The following is a 17078-nucleotide window of genomic DNA, read 5'->3' as shown; positions in this document are numbered from 1 at the left end:
TATCCTTAATAGTTATTCATTTATTCTTAAAAATTCCTGTGCCAATTTTATTCTTTCAAAAACCTTAGACTTACCTATCAATTTTAAAGAATCAAAAAGCGGCGGAGAGACTTTGCTGCCAAGTGCTGCAATTCTAATAGGAAGAAGAATTTCTCCCAATTTAAAACCATTATTCTCAGCAAAATCATAAAAAATTTTATCATTTTCCTCTGACGATCTTTTTTCAAATCCTTCTAAAATAGGCTTTATTAATTCTAAAATATAACAAACCTCTTTAGCTGTTTTTTTTCTATTTAAAAACTCATCTAAATTCCAAGATTTAATGTCCTCATAAAAAAATTTGGTCATATTTAAAGCATCACTTAGTTTTTTAATTCTATTCTTTATAAGAGGGATTAATAATTTTAATTTTTGACTCTCTTCTAAAGTAATAAGCTCAGAAACATATCCTTTTTTTTGAAAAAAAGGGAGTAAAAGATTATATAAATCTTCATCTTTTTTTTCTCTAATATAGTAACTATTGAAAAAATCTAACTTATGATAATCAAAAATTGCAGAAGATTTATTGATCTTTTCAATTGAAAAAAATTGTTCAAGGTCATTTTTTGAAAAAAATTCTCTCTTATCATCGTAAGACCAACCAAGCAAAGTAACATAATTAATAATAGCTTCCGGAAGATATCCATCTTCAATAAATTGCCTTAAGGCTGTTGATCCATGTCTTTTGCTTAATTTTTGACCATCATTTCCCATAACCATTGGAAGATGACAATAAATAGGCGATTTCCATTCAAAAGCCTTATAAAGAAGTATGTGCAATGGACCTGAAGAAACCCATTCTTGAGACCTTAATACATGAGTAATTTTCATTAAATAATCATCAACAACATTCGCAAGATGGTAAGTCGGTAATCCATCTGACTTGAGAATTACAGGATCAGGACTAATGTCTTTATTCGACCATGTAATCTTTCCAAGCAAAATATCATCAAAGCTAGTCTCTCCTTCTAAAGGAATTTTAAATCTAACAACAGGCTTGATTTTTTTAATTAGTGCATTCTCAACTTCGTCATCACTTAAATTTCTACAATGCCTATCATATCCAGGTGGCATCTTATTAATATTTTGAATTTTCTTAATTCTTTCCAACCTTTCAGGAGTACAATAGCAATAATAAGCATGCCCAGATTCAATTAAATATTTAGCATATTTTTTATATATTGCACTTCTTTGAGACTGAACATAAGGTGCATAATCACCTCCTACAATAGGACCTTCATCAAAAGAAATACCAAGCCATTTAAGGCTTGAATAAAGATCATTTTCAGCTTCTGAAAAATATCTGCTCTGATCTGTATCCTCAATTCTAAGTAAAAATTTACCCCCACAAGACTTTGCAAAAAAATAATTAAACAAAGCCGTTCTAATCCCACCAATATGTTGTAAGCCCGTTGGAGAAGGCGCATAACGAACTCTTATACTCAAAACACAACTCCTTCAATAAAAAACATCTTTTTTAGAAAAATCATAAATATAATAAAAAACAACAAAAAATAAATTTGAACTAAGTAGCTTTGTATGCTTAGAATCTATCCTATTTTTAAATTTATAATATCGATCTCTAATCTCAATTTTCCTACTTTCAAGCAAATCAAAAGACATACTCGATTTTCGCAACAAATAATAGAAATAAATGGTAAAAATATCATTTTTTAAAAAAAACTTATCTAAAAAATTTACTAACTCTTTTAGCTTTAAATGCTCTTCAAATGACAACATGCTAAGAGCCTCACAATATTTCACCCACTTATTTCTACTCCACTTGTAATTTAAAATTAAACTAGAAGCCTTTTCTTTTTCCCTAAAGCTAATAAGAACAGAATAAAGCTCTATTATTGTCTTATACCTTAATCTATTATCTTTTAAATAAAAATAAAGCTCATCAAGGCTTTTTTTATCTTGTTTTATTAAAATAAACCTAAGAAGAATAGATATTTCAAAAACACTTTTAAGCTTTTTGCGAACCATTTTAAGCTTTAAAAAAGTAAATGTATCTTCCATCCCATTTAAAATAAAATACAATCTTGAAGAAAAATATTGGGAGTAAATAATATTAAAAACAATCACTAGTAAAAGATAAATTACAATAAACTGGTAATTAAATAAAATGAAGCTTAAGTTCATTTGAAATCTTAAAATTGCCAGAAAATAAATAAATAATCCAAGAAATATAATATTAAAGCCTAAGCGTATTTTTTCTACCATAAAAATCTCTTCAAAAGAAGCTTAATTCAAAAATTGAGATATAATAAATACATTATACTAATAGATAGACAATTAATAAATAATATGATATACATGGTTAATAGAGCTCAATTTTAAGGAAATAAATGCAAAATTTTGAAAGCATTATCAAAAATATAAAAAATTCATCGTATTTAATAGACAAGGAATTCCTGGTTTGGCCTGAGAATGCATTTATTGGAGACAAAAACTTTGAGCTTATTGAAAAATGGAACCTAAAATCATACATTAAAGAAAGACCAAATTTTTTTAGCGATGATTCTGTTAAAAAAGAATATGAAGAAATACACAAAAAATTCAACGAAGAGGCTATTTCCAGTTATCATGTAATAATAAGCAATTTAGAAGAAATTTATGAAAATTGCAAAAGAAATAAAAAAATTTACTACCAAGACATTATGCCCACTGTCAAAAAAGTAATAGAATTTTATAAAAAACAGAAAAAAATTTTTATCAAATATTTTAGAATTCCCAAGCTTTCTGCAAACTATCACATTATTCATTCAGTAAATACAGCTATCTTAACAGTAGCCCTTGGCAACAAAATGGGACTAAATAACTACAAAACAGTAGAGCTTTGTAGCATTGCTCTTTTACATAAAATAGGATTTCTATTTATCCCCTCAAAAATCAGCGAAAAAAAAGAAGCATTAACTGACAAAGAACTAGAAATAATACGAAAATATCCCATAATTAGTTATAAAGTAGCTTCAACAAGCAATTTGTCACGATCAATATGTTTGACACTTTTAACACATAAAGAAAATCTAGACGGAACAGGTTATCCTAAAGGACTAAAAAGTGAAAATATAAGCATAGAGTCAAATATAATAGGCGCTGCTAGCGCCTATTCTGCTATCATTTTAGATAAGGCATACAAAAAATCTTTTAATTCTGGGGCATCTATTATTGAATTAATTAAAGATGCTGACAAAAAATTTGACAAAAGGGTTTTAAAGTTAATAATCAATGCAATATCTTCTTGTCCTTTAGACTTTATTGTAGAGCTTAATGACAATTCTATAGCCAAAATAGTAGATATAGATGATTTCAACCCAAATCTACCATACGTAAACTACATAATAAAAAATGGAAAAGTTGTAGACAAAAATGAGCCTATCGTTCAGTCTATACCAAACACAAACACAGGAATTAAAAAAATACTCAATCAAGATGAAATAGAATTAATTAAAAATAAACATTCTTTAGCAGATAGTATATAAAACACTTAAAAGGAGAAAAAAACATGATTTTAATCATATCAGCTATGCAAGAAGAAGCAGAGGAAATAAACAAAATGATTGATGACAGAGAAGAAATCTTATTAAACGACTACTTAGAAAATAAAAAAATTTATAAAGGAAAAATTTTAGGAAAAGATGTAATATCTTTAACTACAGGAATTGGAAAGGTTAACGCAGCGACTTGGAGCAGTCAAATTATATCTAAATACAAAATTACTCATATAATAAACTCTGGAAGTTCTGGTGGAATAAAAGAAAACTCTAACCTTAAAATATTAGATATCATAGTGTCCTCAGAAACAGCATACTATGACTTTGACCTAACCAAGTTTGGACATAAAATAGGACAAGTCCCTAATTTGCCACAAAAGTTTAAAGCGGATGAAGAGCTATTAAAAAAAGTAGTAAATATTGCTGAGAATAAGCTTTTAAACATTGATATCCATATTGGCTTAATACTAACAGGTGATCGATTCGTTGATAATGAAAAAAGTCTTGAGACAATTAAAAAAAATTTCAAAGATGCTTTAGCTGTAGATATGGAAGGAGCTGCAATAGCTCAAGTGGCATACATATTCAAAATACCATTTATAATAATTCGTTCAATTTCTGATTTGCCAAACAATAAAGACAACCATATAGATTTTAATAAATTTTTAAAAACATCTTCAATAAATTCAAGCAAAATGACAAAGGAACTTATTAGGCTAATATGAATAAAATACTAGCAGCTAACAAAACTTTAACTTCTGAGGCTGTATCTGAAGGACATCCAGATAAAATTGCAGATCAAATCTCCGATGCAATCCTTGATGAAATACTAAAATTAGATAAAAATGCAAAAGTAGCTTGCGAAGTCATAATTACACAAAATTTAGTAGTAATAGCAGGAGAAATAAATAGTCCTGTTAAAAAAACCTTAGATATAAAAGAAATTGCTAAAAACATCATTAAAGATATAGGCTATACAAATATTGATTATGGACTTGATTACAAATCAATAACGGTAATAGACGCCATTGGCAATCAGTCGCGTGACATTATAAACGCAATTGAAAAAAAAGGATCTAATGTTCTTGGAGCAGGCGATCAGGGAATAATATTTGGATATGCTTGCGATGAAACAAAAAATTTTTTACCTGCTCCTTATGAACTCGCCAATTCAATTTTAAAAAAAGCTAGTAATCTTAGAAAATCAGGGGCAATAGAATGGTTGAGACCCGACTCAAAATCTCAAGTTACTATAGAATACGACAAAAATAGAAGGCCTGTAAAAATAAAAAATATTATAGTCTCTCACCAACATCATCCAAATATCTCCCAAAAACTAATAAGAGAAACAATAATTGAAGAAATTATTAAGCCCACCATTCAAGACAAGTCAATAATTGATGAAAATACTACTTATTGTATTAATCCTTCTGGAAATTTTGTAATTGGAGGACCTACCGGAGACACAGGTCTTACAGGAAGAAAAATTATTGCCGATAGCTATGGAGGATTTGCAAGACACGGAGGAGGAGCATATAGCGGCAAAGATGCCACAAAAGTAGACAGATCAGCCGCCTATATGGCAAGATATATAGCAAAAAATATGGTAGCAGCCGGCATTTCTAAAGAATTTGAACTACAACTTGCATATGCAATTGGAATTGAAAATCCAATATCTATTCAAATAACTTCAGGAATCAATGATCCCAAATATGCAAATAAAATATTAAATTTCATTGTCAATAACTTCGATTTAACTCCCAACGGTATAATTGAAAAATTAAAACTAAAACAACCCATATATCTTAGAACTTGTACTTATGGTCATTTTGGAAAAAATGAATTTGAATGGGAAAAATTAGATTTTGTAAAAAAAATACAAACGGTGCTAAAAAAATGAAAAAAATAACAAGCTTTACAATAGATCATACAAAATTAAACCCCGGCATATATGTCTCAAGAAAAGATACCTTTGAAAATGTAATATTTACTACAATAGACATTAGAATCAAAGCTCCCAACATTGAACCAATAATTGAAAACGCAGCAATACATACAATAGAGCACATAGGAGCTACTTTACTTAGAAACAATGAAGTTTGGGCCGAAAAAATAGTATATTTTGGTCCCATGGGGTGCAGAACTGGTTTTTATTTAATAGTTTTTGGAAACTATGAAAGCAAAGATCTTATTGACTTAATATCATGGCTTTTTTCCGAAATTGTGAATTTTTCAGAGCCCATCCCAGGCGCAAGCCATAAAGAGTGCGGAAATTACAAAGAGCATAACCTTGATATGGCTAAATATGAATCTTCTAAATACTTACAAATATTAAACAATATTAAAGAAGAAAATTTAAAATATCCCTAGTTAATAAAATTTACAAAATAGAAAGTATCTCGCTGTCATTTTTTGTTGCTACGTCAAGCTGAAAAATAAAGCCTAAAGTTATTTTATGCATTTGATTTAAAAGTAACGGCTTGTTATAAAAAATTGGAGAAATTGCATATTCCAAAAAAATAAAATCCATATTAATTCTAGCTCCAATGTCTACTCCCAAAACAATATTATCAAATAATACCGAACCACTTGAATCTCTAAAATAAACTTTTGCACCAATGTATGAAAATTTTAAACCTGCAAAAAAGATTAAACTAAACATTGGGGTATAAGGTAAAAAGAAATAATTACCATACATTCTCATCGAGACTGAAACATCTTTTACTATGAAATAATTTAGAGAGTGCTTCAAATATGCTTGATTGTCCAACATAAACATAATCTCTTTGGTGTAAAGAGTATTACTTGGCAAAAATTTAATATCTAAATTAAATTCTCCACCAAATGCAAAATTTTGAGAAACATTAATACCAAGTCCGCTGAAAAATTGATACTTAAGTCTTTCATAGAAGAATAAATCTTGAGTAAAATTATCAACACCAACACCAATTCCATTGTACACATTAAGATAACCAGGAATTCCTGAATAGAGTCTTAATGCATTAAGCATCAAAACAAAAAATAAAAAAAAGCTTCTTTTCATAAAGAATCCTTTTTGGCAAAATAAAATTAAATATTCATACTTAGTTGTATAGACAGCTCTTTAAATTTTTCAACTTCAAGATTAATTTTATTGCCTCTCTTAAAACCAAAACCATCATTTTTAAATCTTGGGATTACATGGAAATGGGTATGGAAAACCTCTTGCCCTGCACCAGCCCCTAAGGAAGAGTAAATATTTATTCCACCATAAATGCTTGAATTTATTCTCTTTAAAGCATTCGAAATTTTTTTACACACTCTTAAAACTCTCTCGTTAAATTTATCATCCATATTCAATAAATTCTCACTATGTTCTTTAGGAATAACAAGAGTATGCCCAACAGTTAAAGGATTAATATCTAAAAACGCTAAAACTAAATCGTCTTCGTAAACTTTATAACTAGGAAGCTCTTTGTTAACTATTTTACAAAAAATGCAATCATACATTAAAACACCCCATTAGAAAAAATAACAATTAACATGTTTAAATGAGATTTAAACAGCATAACTAACCAAAACCCATTTTGCTATATTAAAATAAGCTATCAAAGTAATAGCATCTGCAATCGTAGTGATCAAAGGACCTGCCATAAGTGCTGGATCTAACTTGAAAATTTTAGCAACAATTGGTAAAAGACCCCCCAATATCTTTGCTACTGTCAAGCTTACCATCAAGCATGCTGAAACGACAAATGCTATTTTCAGTTTATCAGCATGCTGCGGAGCTACAAAAAATATAATTCTTAAAAAATTAACACTAGCAAGAATTGCTCCTACTAGGATACTAACACATATTTCCTTTAAAAAAACTTTAAAAAAATCTTTTACCTTAATAGTACCAAGAGCAAGCTCACGAATTATTAAAGCAGATGCCTGAGAACCAGCATTACCTGAAGTATCCATTAAAAGGGGAATAAAACTAGCCAAAACCACTAAAGATAGCATTAAATTTTGATAATTTGAAATGATTGTCGCTGTAAAAGTAGAAGATACCATAAGAACCAGAAGCCAAATTATCCTATTTTTTGTCATAACTAAAATAGAAGTATCAAGATAAGATGTATCTAAAGGTTTAACAGCCGCGATCATTTGAAAATCTTCAGTATTTACAGATTGAATAACCTCTAGAATATCATCAATAATAATAACACCTATCATTCTCCCTTCATTGTCAACAACAGGAACACTGGTAATATCATATTTTTGGAAAAGAAGTGCAACATCTTCTTTCTCATCATTGACCCCTACAATATAAAACCCACTACTTCTCATTATTGATGACAGAATGACATCATCTTTAGCTAATATTAAATCTTCAATTTTTATAACTCCTTTTAAATGTTTTTCATCATCTGTAATATAATAAGTGTAAATATCTTCTTTGGTTTTAGCTACCCTTCTAATATAGTCAAGAGCTTCACCAACGGTGAAATCTTCTTTAAGTTCAACATACTCAATTGTTACAATCGACCCTGCAGAATCATCACTGTAAGACAAAAATTTATTAATAATTTCTCTATTCTCTTCTGTAGAACTTGCTAAAAATCTCTGAACAACATTTGCAGGAACCTCTTCTAAAAGGTCAATAACGTCATCAAGATTAAGTTCATCAATCATTTCACTTATTTCTTTATTTGTAAAAGAATTTGCTAATTTGTTTTTTGTAGATTGGTCAAAATTAGAAAAAGTTTCAACTGCTATTTTTTTGGGCAAAAATCTGTAGAGTAAAATCAATTCAGATCCATTAAGTCTTTTAAGAGCCTCAGCAATATCAAAGGAATCGTGCTTTAAAAATTTTTCTCTAATTTTAGAATAACTCCTTTCTTTAAGAAAAATTCTCAATTCATCAATATCTATCATTAAAAGGCCTCCAAAAAATTTAAATTTTACAAGACATTTAATGAATCCAATTCATCAAAGCTTATCTAACAACATAGAACATCTTCCCGAAGGGATAGGAAGGGTTTTCTCTTTTTTATTTAATATATTTATTGTAAAATAATAAAGTTTTTCGGATTCCATTTTTATTTCCCAACCTCTTTTTCCTTTATTACAAATTATTGTAGTTTGATTCTTTTTAAGAGATAAGCTTTCTATCCCCATAATCTCAAGAGTGGGTATATTCCAATATACAGTTTTATCGGGCAAACTAATTGTAAGTCCAATAATATTTTCTATCATTAAACTAATGCTAAAAAGAGCAAGATAGCAAATAAGGTCTTTCTCAGTATAAGTTTTTTTATTGGAATCAAAATATGCAGGTCCTTCTTGCATGGGCTTATAAGCTTCCCAAATATGCCCTTTTATTTTATTAAACGGCATTAAAGTGTCTAATATATAATATAAATGTCTTATAGTAAATTCTCTTGCAATATTTGCACGACCACAATATTCAAGGCCTTTGATCACAAAAAAATTCATATAGGTATAAACTGATCCATGATATCCATTGCCATCCTCACTAAAACCCGGCTCACTAACAGAAAGAGTTGGAAAAGGATTTGGAGTTCCAAAATGATTAGTGCTTTTTAAATAAAAAATCATTCTTTCTATTCTGTCCTCACTGGGAATCTCGGAAAGCATTGGAAAAAACCCTACTATTGTCTTGATTTCAAGAATATTTTCATTAGCATCAAGATCATAATAAAATCCATCTTTTTCACTCCACATTAAAGAATTAATTTTAACCTTAAGAGAAAAAAAACGTTTTTTGTATTCAAGTGATAAATTTTTATCATTTAAAATATCTGCTAATTTAGAAATACAATATGCACTATGAACTTGTAATGAATTAAAATCTATAGGATAGTATGCACCCGCTCTTGGAGAGTTTTTATAAAAAATTTTATTTACATCAATTGAATAAAGACCATTTTCCTTTAAAAATTTGCTCTCTATCCACTTATAATACTTGTCAAGAATTGGCAAAACTTCAGAAATTCTCTTTTTATTTCCTGTTTTATGATATAAATTATATTCAGCCCATGCAAAAATAGGGAATCCAATATTCTCTTCATTCTCATCAAGATCAATAATAGCATTGTTATTATCATATCTAGCCCTGATTGCGCCAGATTCTTCCTGTAGTTGATAAAATTTATCAATTGCAGATGTAGATGAATATTCCCCATTACTATAAACAAGAAAAAAGCTTGCCATACAAGCTTGCATCTGATCTATATAATTACAATTCTCCGAATAATAATTTTTATCTTTTTTACCCTTATCAGCAACTTTTTGTAAAATAACCTTGTCTTGAATCCAGGATAAACTTTTATTATAAATATCAATAAAGTCTTGATCATAATAGTAAATTTTAGGAAACATTTTTTTATTCAATGCAAAATCCTCTAAAACAATAGAAATGTACTTCTATTTATTATAACACAATAAATCCAACATAATTAAAAAATTAAAAACTAGAAAATTAAAATCTTTTTATCTAAAAAGTCTATAACTTTAATATTTGTTTTATAAAAATTTCATATCCTTCATAATTATAAGGAACAATAATCTCTTCATTAACTATTTTTCTTTCAATGACTTTTATGTATTCAAATTTATTCGCATTAGATAAGCCAACAACACCATCTCTTAATCCCATTTGAATAATTTTTCCACCTTCCCAAGTATTATTATTTTTAAGATATTCGCTAGTAACCAGATATAATGCATCCCCAACGTTTTTTAGAACAGAAGTAATAAAATTCCTAGGAGCAAGATGGGACTGATCTTGATCAGCCCCAATAACATAGTAACCATCACCAAGTTCTTTTGCTGCCTCAATAACACCAATTCCTGATAAACCGGCTGCAAAATGAATTATATCTATACCTTTAGAATACATTTTATTAGCTATGGCTCTACCAATATTAACATCAGAAAAAGAATTGGAGTATTCACTTACAATCTCTATGCCTTTATCAGCATACTTTGCACCAGCTTCATAGCCATAACGAAATGCATCTACTATATCACCCTTAACTCCCCCTATAAAACCTATTTTCCTAGAAACGCTTTTTTTAGCTGCAATATAGCCAGCTAAAAAAGCGCCTTGCTCTATTCTAAAAACAACACCAATCAAATTTTTAGGAATCCGAACATCATCGCTATAAACAGGATCTATTATTCCATAACTAATTTTTGGATTCTCTAATGAAACCGATAAAGAAGCATCCGTAAGCATATACCCTACAAGCCAAATCAAGTCTGAACCATTCATTTTTAAATTATCAAGATCTGAAACATAACTAGAATAAACCCCAGAGGCAGCACTAGAAAAAACTTTTTCAATATTTTCTGGAAAATCTTCTTCTAAACGCAATAAAGCCCTATTGGCACTAGAATTAAAAGATTTATCATCAAGAACACCATCTACCAACATAGATATCTTAATTTTATCTGGGCCAGATTCTATTTCATTCCTACCTAAGCAAGAAGTCAATAAAATTCCGAATATAAAAATTACAATCCTCATATAAAACGCTTCTCCATTTCCATCATTTAAACAAAACCAATGTGTTTTTTATACTTAAAAACAAAACATATAAATTGATCCTTTATTTAAATAAATTCATTCTTTAAGAAATTTTTCATAACTTTCTTTATTATATGGAACAATAATTTCTTGATTGATTATTTTGCTAGAAATGTTATCAATTTCTTTTTCAAGTTCAAATGGAATAATCTTAGGATTTCTTACAAATCCTACAACTCCTTCTTTAAGGCCATAATTTATTAACCTTCCACCTTCGAAAGTATTAGTTTTTAAATAGTTAGATGTAAAAATATTTAAAGCTCTCCCAACATCTTTAGTTGAAGATGTGATTACATTACTGGGAGCAAGATATGATTGATCCTCATCAACTCCAATAATATAATGCCCAGAACCAAGTTCTTTTGCAACCTCAATAGCTCCAATTCCCCCAAGACCTGCAGCATGATGAATAATATCTATCCCATCAGAATACATTTTAGTTGCAACACTTCTACCGGCTTCAAGGTCAGCAAAACTGCCAATATAATGAGTAGATATCTTTATATCTTTATTGGCATACTTAGCACCAGCCTCATACCCATACCTGAAAGCATCTACTATTTCACCCGCTATTCCCCCTAAAAATCCAATTTTACCTGTCTTAGAAACTTTTGCAGCAATATAGCCTGTTAAAAACGCACCTTCTTGGGATCTAAAAGTCATACCTACTAAATTTGCAGGAATAGGTTCGTCAGAATAAACAGGATCAATAATTGCATATTTCATCTCGGGATTCTGCAAAGAAACAGCCTTGGCTACATCACCAAATTTATATCCAATAAGCCAAATTAAATTTGAACCTGCATCTTTAAGTCCTTCAAGATCAGATAAATAAGAGTTTGTTGAAGATTCTTTTAAAACAAGCTCAATCTTAAATTCCTCTTTAACTTTTTTTATGCCATTTAAAGCACTCTCATTAAAAGATTTGTCATCAAAAGTTCCATCAATTATTAAAGATACCTTGGGAATTCCACTCTCAAGACTATCCTTAGCACTACAAGATAAAAAAATAATACATTCAAATAAAATTAAAAATAATAATTTATGCATAAACTATTCACCTCCCTAAATAAAATTATACCTAAGTAGTTTATAACTTTGATTTAAATAAATCAAATGCATATTCACTATCAGAAACAATAATCTCTTCATTAACTATTTTTCTTTCAATGACTTTTATGTATTCAAATTTATTCGCATTAGATAAGCCAATAACACCATCTCTTAATCCCATTTGAATAATTTTTCCACCTTCCCAAGTATTATTATTTTTAAGATATTCGCTAGCAACCAAATATAATGCATCTACTATATCACCCTTAACTTTCCCTATAAAACCTATTTTCCCAGAAACGCTTTTTTTAGCTGCAATATAGAAAGCTAAAAAAGCGCCTTGCTCTATTCTAAAAACAACACCAATCAAATTTTTAGGAATCCGAACATCATCGATATAAGCAGGACCTATTATTCCATAGCTAATTTTTGGATTCTCTAATAAAACCGATAAAGAAGCGCCCATAAGCATATACTCTACAAGCCAAATCAAGTCTGAACCATTCATTTTTAAATTATCAAGATCTGAAACATAACTAGAATAAACCCCAGAGGCAGCACTAGAAAAAACTTTTTCAATATTTTCTGGAAAATCTTCCTCTAAACGCAATAAAGCCCTATTGGCACTAGAATTAAAAGATTTGTCATCAAGAACACCATCTACCAACATGAATATCTTAATTCTACTTGAGCCAGATTCTATTTTATTCCTACTGAAGCAAGAAGTCAATAAAATATCGAATATAAAAATTACAATTCTAATATAGAACGCTTCTACATTTCCATCATTTAAACAAAACCAATATGTTTTTTATACTTAAAAATAAAACATATAAATTGACTCTCTATTCAAATAGATTCATTCTTTAAGAAATTTTTCATAACTTTCTTTATTATATGGAACAATAATTTCTTGATTGATTATTTTGCTAGAAAGGTTATCAATTTCTTTTTCAAGTTCAAATGGAATCATCTTAGGATTTTTTACAAATCCTACAACTCCTTCTTTAAGGCCATAATTTATTAACCTTCCACCTTCGAAAGTATTAGTTTTTAAATAGTTAGATGTAAAAATATTTAAAGATCTTCCAACATCTTTAGTTGCAGATGTGATTACATTATTGGGAGCAAGATATGATTGATCCTCATCAACTCCAATAATATAATGTCCAGAACCAAGTTCTTTGGCAACCTCAATAGCCCCAATTCCCCCAAGACCTGCAGCATGATGAATAATATCTATCCCATCAGAATACATTTTAGTTGCAACGCTTCTACCAGCTTCAACGTCATCAAAACTACCAATATAATGAGCAGATATCTTTATATCTTTATTGGCATACTTAGCACCAGCCTCATACCCATACCTGAAAGCATCTACTATTTTACCCTCTATTCCCCCTAAAAATCCAATTTTACCGGTTTTAGAAACTTTTGCAGCAATATAGCCCGTTAAAAACGCACCTTCTTGAGCTCTAAAAGTCATGCCTACTAAATTTGCAGGAATAGGTTCCTCAGAATAAACAGGATCAATAATTGCGTATTTAATCTCGGAATTCTGCAAAGAAACAGCCTTGGCCACATCACTAAATCTATATCCAATAAGCCAAATTAAATTTGAACCTGCATCTTTAAGCCCTTCAAGATCAGATAAATAAGAATTTGTTGAAGATTCTTTTAAAACAAGCTCAATCTTAAATTCCTCTTTAACTTTTTTTATGCCATTTAAAGCACTCTCATTAAAAGATTTGTCATCAAAAGTTCCATTAACTATTACAGATACCTTGGGAATTCCACTATCAAGACCATCCTTACTACTACAAGATAAAAAAATAATACATTCAAACAAAATTAACAATAATAATTTATGCATAAAATATCCCCCTTCCCAAATAAAGTTATACCTAAGTAGTTTATAACTTTGATTTAAATAAATCAAATGCATATTCACTATCAGGAACAATAATTTCTCCACTTATTATTTTATTTTCTAGCTCAACAACTTCATTAACTAACCTATTATTTAAAACATCAGGATCCTTAACAATTTCTATTACTCCTTCTTTCAACCCTCGATCAATAACAACTCCACCCTTAAAAACTCCATTTTTAATATAATCTGATGAAACAGAATAAATAACCTTGCCAATATCCTTAAGCACTGAAGTAATAACATTTTGAGGCGCAATATATGATTGATCTTGATTTAAACCAATAACATAATATTTGGGCCCAAGCTCCTTAGCAGCGTCATAAACCCCAAGACCAGTTATACCTGCTATTGGGAAAATAACACCTACTTTATCCTCTTTATACATGAACCTGGCCATTTCTTTACCTTTCTCTTTATCAAAACGAGAAGGTGCTTTTTTTGAAACTAATCTTAATTTAGGATTAGCATAAAAAATCCCAGCCTTAAAACCAAACTTAAAATCATTCAAATATTCACTTTCAGGACCTGTTAAAAATCCAATCTTTTCCTTTCTACTCATCTTGGCAGCAATATATCCAGCTAAAAATGCAGCCTCTTCATTTCTGAACTTAATAGCCAAGGAATTCTTAGGAACTCGAATATCACCATAATCAAAAGCATCTATAATCCCATAACAAATATCTGGTCGTTCATAAGAAAGCTTAACCGATAAACTGGAAAATTGGTGCCCAGCTAACCAGAAAAGATTTAAAGGATTTTTTTGTACCTCATAAGCATCTTCTGCCATTGCCTCATTAGCAGTAAGAAGTCTTTTACCCTCAATGGGGTAAGGCCTCAAAGATTTAGTTATAAGCTTTATTCCAAAATCATCTTTAAGCTTTACAACGCCATCATAAACACTTTGATTATAGCCTTTATCATAAAAGCTACCATTAGCCAAAACACCTATAACAACTTTGTCAGATTTAACAGACTTTTTATTAGATTTAAAACAAGCCAATACTAATAAAGATAAAACAATAAAAACAAACCTTTTAAACAAAATTAATCCTCCCCTTACAAAATTTATTTAAAAAATTTAGAATTTTTTAAAAATTAAAATATTAACTTTATTTTACTAACAAATAGTACTCTTTATTTATAAAACAAAAATCTCAATAAACCTTTTTAAAAATAAAAAATACTTTTAGCATTAATAAAAACATGGTGATAAGAAAAATTATTTTTCCTACATCACCATAATATCTAAATTTAAACCCTTTTGCAAGATTAATCTAAATTAAACTTACAACAATTAAAAAACTCTTTAAAATCTCTTCAAAAAACTAAAAACATTTTTCAAAGGCCAACTCCATAAAAATCAAGTTAATTTGCTATTTGCAAAACAAAGTTATCATAAGATGCCTTGTCATAAGGCACTTTTATTATACCTTCCATTATATTTTGCCCAATTTCCAATGATTTGTTATAAATTTCAGAATAATTTGATTTTAAGTTTTCATTTAAAACTAAACCAAGTCCATCTTCTTTAAGCCCAAAAAATATGTTTTTCCCCCCATCCCAAGTTCCAGTTTCTAAATACTTTTTTGTTAAACTATACATCAATGAATCAACTTTCTTTACAGCAGAAACAAGAACATTATTAGGAGCAAGATATGATTGATCTTGATCGACTCCAATAATATAATGATCGGGTCCCAGTTCTTTTGCAGCCTCAATTACTCCTATACCAGAAAGTCCTGCAGCTGCAAATATAATATCAACCCCATCTCGATACATATTAGATGCTGTTGAGCGACCAAGTCCGAAGTCCCCAAATGTGCCGACATATTGAGAGATCACTTCAATAGTAGAATTTGCATACTTAGCACCAGCTTCGTATCCATACATAAAAGATTCTAAAACTTTTCCCTTCACTCCTCCAATAAATCCAATTTTACCCGTTTTAGAAGCCTTTGAAGCAAAATATCCAGCTAAAAAAGCCACCTCTTCAGATCTAAAACTAATATTAAGAAGATTTTTGGGCATTTGAATTTCATTATAAACACCCTCCATGATTGCATAATTAATAGAAACATTCTCGCTGGCTCTTTGCAAAAGAACGTCAGACAATCTAAATCCAATTCCCCAAATCAAATTTGAATTACCATCTTCCAGAGTCGCAATATCTCCTAAATGAGAATTACCCGTAGATGCTTTTTCAATTATATTAATATTAAAATCTGTCTTTAATTTTTTTATCGCCTTAGAAGAACTTTCATTAAATCCTTTATCATCAAAAGCGCCATCAACTATAAGCGAAACTGTTTTTGACTCTGACTTATCATCATCATAACCAGAACAAGCAATAATAAATAAAAAAATAATAAAGCAATAAACTTTATTTAACACAAAATACCCCCTTACTTTTAATAAAATAAATATAAAAAATAACCCTTAGTATACCATAACATATAAACAAAAAAAGACACCTTGAAGGGTGTCTTTTTACCATCTATAATGAGTAAAAGCTTTATTTGCCTCAGCCATTCTATGAGTATCTTCTTTCTTCTTAAAAGCAGCTCCAGTAGAATTATATGCATTTAAAAGTTCGTTTGACAACTTTTCCTTCATGGATCTACCACTAGACTTTCTAGCAGCAAAAATAATCCACTTCATAGCTAAAGCTTCTCTTCTCTCTTCTCTAACTTCAACAGGAACTTGATATGTAGCGCCACCTACTCGTCTACTTCTTACTTCTACTAATGGCTTAATATTATCTAAAGCTTTATAAAAAACAGCCATTTTATCACTATCTTCAAGCTTATCAGCAAGCAAATCAATCGAACTATAAAGTATGCTCTCGCTTATTGATTTTTTTCCATCATACATCATTCTGTTTGCAAACTTTGCAACAACTCTAGAATTATACCTGGTATCAATGAAAATTTTCTTTTTGATTTTTTTATTTTTTCTTGACATATTTAATATTAAT

Annotated in this window: 17 protein-coding genes; 4 read left to right on the top strand and 13 right to left on the bottom strand. The window is 29.4% G+C overall.

The window, feature by feature from the left end:
* Positions 1-12: 12 nt before the first annotated feature.
* Complete coding sequence (gene gltX / locus BLA33_RS02460; protein ID WP_029346542.1) at positions 13-1485, bottom strand: glutamate--tRNA ligase; 1473 nt, start codon at positions 1483-1485, stop codon at positions 13-15.
* 12 nt (positions 1486-1497) lie between these two features.
* Positions 1498-2265, bottom strand: a complete 768-nt coding sequence (locus tag BLA33_RS02455; RefSeq protein WP_029346541.1) for a hypothetical protein — start codon at positions 2263-2265, stop codon at positions 1498-1500.
* A gap of 125 nt (positions 2266-2390) precedes the next feature.
* Between BLA33_RS02455 and pdeB the strand changes: the two genes are divergently transcribed.
* The 4 genes from pdeB to BLA33_RS02435 are packed head-to-tail and all read left to right on the top strand — an operon-like array spanning position 2391 to position 5909.
* Positions 2391-3527, top strand: a complete 1137-nt coding sequence (gene pdeB, locus BLA33_RS02450; RefSeq protein WP_075226395.1) for a cyclic di-GMP phosphodiesterase PdeB — start codon at positions 2391-2393, stop codon at positions 3525-3527.
* Between the two features lie 23 nt (positions 3528-3550).
* Positions 3551-4264 (top strand): 5'-methylthioadenosine/adenosylhomocysteine nucleosidase, encoded by a 714-nt coding sequence (locus BLA33_RS02445; protein ID WP_029346540.1) that lies wholly within the window; start codon positions 3551-3553, stop codon positions 4262-4264.
* Entirely contained in the window at positions 4261-5439 is a 1179-nt protein-coding gene (gene metK / locus BLA33_RS02440; RefSeq protein WP_075226394.1) for a methionine adenosyltransferase, read from the top strand. Before BLA33_RS02445 ends, metK begins: the two co-directional genes overlap by 4 nt.
* Positions 5436-5909 carry an S-ribosylhomocysteine lyase gene (locus tag BLA33_RS02435; RefSeq protein WP_004791844.1) on the top strand — a complete coding sequence of 158 codons (474 nt, stop codon included), beginning with the start codon at positions 5436-5438 and terminating at the stop codon, positions 5907-5909. The genes metK and BLA33_RS02435 overlap by 4 nt, the downstream gene beginning before the upstream one ends.
* Before the next feature lie 10 nt (positions 5910-5919).
* Here the strand turns inward: BLA33_RS02435 and BLA33_RS02430 are convergent, their stop codons facing one another.
* From BLA33_RS02430 to rpsG, 11 genes are all read right to left on the bottom strand, one after another.
* On the bottom strand, positions 5920-6582 hold the full coding sequence (locus BLA33_RS02430; protein WP_029346539.1) for a hypothetical protein: 663 nt from the start codon (positions 6580-6582) through the stop codon (positions 5920-5922).
* A gap of 26 nt (positions 6583-6608) precedes the next feature.
* Complete coding sequence (locus BLA33_RS02425) at positions 6609-7028, bottom strand: HIT family protein (RefSeq protein WP_029346538.1); 420 nt, start codon at positions 7026-7028, stop codon at positions 6609-6611.
* Positions 7029-7076: 48 nt separating this feature from the next.
* Positions 7077-8441 (bottom strand): magnesium transporter, encoded by a 1365-nt coding sequence (mgtE, locus tag BLA33_RS02420; RefSeq protein ID WP_004793089.1) that lies wholly within the window; start codon positions 8439-8441, stop codon positions 7077-7079.
* A 54-nt stretch (positions 8442-8495) separates the two neighbouring features.
* Positions 8496-9920, bottom strand: coding sequence for an MGH1-like glycoside hydrolase domain-containing protein (locus BLA33_RS02415; RefSeq protein ID WP_075226393.1), 1425 nt, complete (start codon positions 9918-9920; stop codon positions 8496-8498).
* 112 nt (positions 9921-10032) lie between these two features.
* On the bottom strand, positions 10033-11058 hold the full coding sequence (gene bmpB / locus BLA33_RS02410) for a nucleoside ABC transporter substrate-binding protein BmpB (RefSeq protein ID WP_029346537.1): 1026 nt from the start codon (positions 11056-11058) through the stop codon (positions 10033-10035).
* A 96-nt stretch (positions 11059-11154) separates the two neighbouring features.
* Positions 11155-12168, bottom strand: a complete 1014-nt coding sequence (gene bmpA / locus BLA33_RS02405; RefSeq protein WP_075226392.1) for a nucleoside ABC transporter substrate-binding protein BmpA — start codon at positions 12166-12168, stop codon at positions 11155-11157.
* A 40-nt stretch (positions 12169-12208) separates the two neighbouring features.
* Positions 12209-12841 carry a BMP family ABC transporter substrate-binding protein gene (locus BLA33_RS02400; protein WP_269466391.1) on the bottom strand — a complete coding sequence of 211 codons (633 nt, stop codon included), beginning with the start codon at positions 12839-12841 and terminating at the stop codon, positions 12209-12211.
* 189 nt (positions 12842-13030) lie between these two features.
* A complete protein-coding gene (bmpA, locus tag BLA33_RS02395) occupies positions 13031-14044 on the bottom strand; it encodes a nucleoside ABC transporter substrate-binding protein BmpA (RefSeq protein WP_075226577.1) in 1014 nt (337 codons plus the stop codon).
* 40 nt (positions 14045-14084) lie between these two features.
* Positions 14085-15146, bottom strand: coding sequence for a nucleoside ABC transporter substrate-binding protein BmpC (bmpC, locus tag BLA33_RS02390; protein WP_029346783.1), 1062 nt, complete (start codon positions 15144-15146; stop codon positions 14085-14087).
* Between the two features lie 323 nt (positions 15147-15469).
* Positions 15470-16495, bottom strand: a complete 1026-nt coding sequence (gene bmpD, locus BLA33_RS02385) for a nucleoside ABC transporter substrate-binding protein BmpD (RefSeq protein ID WP_029346784.1) — start codon at positions 16493-16495, stop codon at positions 15470-15472.
* Between the two features lie 96 nt (positions 16496-16591).
* Complete coding sequence (gene rpsG / locus BLA33_RS02380; protein ID WP_004793121.1) at positions 16592-17065, bottom strand: 30S ribosomal protein S7; 474 nt, start codon at positions 17063-17065, stop codon at positions 16592-16594.
* Between the last annotated feature and the right edge of the window lie 13 nt (positions 17066-17078).

The sequence above is a fragment of the Borreliella garinii genome (genome assembly GCF_001922545.1).
Classification (GTDB): Bacteria; Spirochaetota; Spirochaetia; order Borreliales; family Borreliaceae; genus Borreliella; species Borreliella garinii.
Note: the sequence above shows the minus strand (reverse complement) of the source record. Positions and strands in the feature narration are given on the sequence as shown.